Here is a 656-nt window from a genome sequence, read left to right on the forward strand (position 1 = left end):
GGTTTGCTATCTGCAAGCTGATACCTAAAGGCCCTGAATGAGCCGCTTGGGGGGGGGGTATTTTGTCTTACCTAGTTACGAATAAACAAGTCAGAAGGTTTGAAATAGAATCGGCCAGTGATATCACGACTTGCCATAATTATGGAGATTGCATTCTTTGGGTATAGGAATCAATTGCATCATCAAGATTTCGTAGAACTCGTTTCTTTTGTGTTTCAGGGAATGTCTCAATTATTGTTAATCGATTTATAAAACGGCGACTAACGACCATGGGCTCTCTTGGAATTAGCTTAATTCCAAGTATTTCATCAGAAGAAATTTTCAGTGCTTTAGCTAAACGCGCTACCATTTCGTCATAGAGGCGAATCTTGCTATTCTCATAATCAGAGATAAGGTTTTGGGCAATACCAATTCTATTAGCGAGTTGACGTTGAGTTAGGCCCCGAAGCTTTCGAATTCTTGCAATACGTTCTCCGATGGTTTCTTCAGAATTAGAGATTTGGGGTAGAATTTTTTTAGGAACTCGCGGCATGACAAAAAGTATACGCAATTCTTATTGACATAATCAGCTGATACGATATATTAGTTTCTAACTAATATACTTGACACACTTTTGCAAGACCCCGCTCTGTTAGAGCGGTTTAAGAAAATGACCC

Annotated in this window: 1 protein-coding gene; it reads right to left on the reverse strand. The window is 39.3% G+C overall.

Features of this window, described 5'->3' with window-relative positions; translation table 11 throughout:
• Positions 1–139 precede the first annotated feature (139 nt).
• A complete protein-coding gene (locus S1OALGB6SA_RS03445) occupies positions 140–532 on the reverse strand; it encodes a helix-turn-helix domain-containing protein (protein WP_124032571.1) in 393 nt (130 codons plus the stop codon).
• Between the last annotated feature and the right edge of the window lie 124 nt (positions 533–656).

The sequence above is a fragment of the Olavius algarvensis spirochete endosymbiont genome (assembly GCA_900608495.1).
GTDB lineage: Bacteria > Spirochaetota > Spirochaetia > DSM-2461 > DSM-2461 > UBA2779.

Coding starts and splice junctions, on each gene's coding strand:
- S1OALGB6SA_RS03445 (WP_124032571.1), bottom strand. CDS start 532: ATGCCGCGAGTTCCTAAAAAAATTCTACCCCAAATCTCTAATTCTGAA.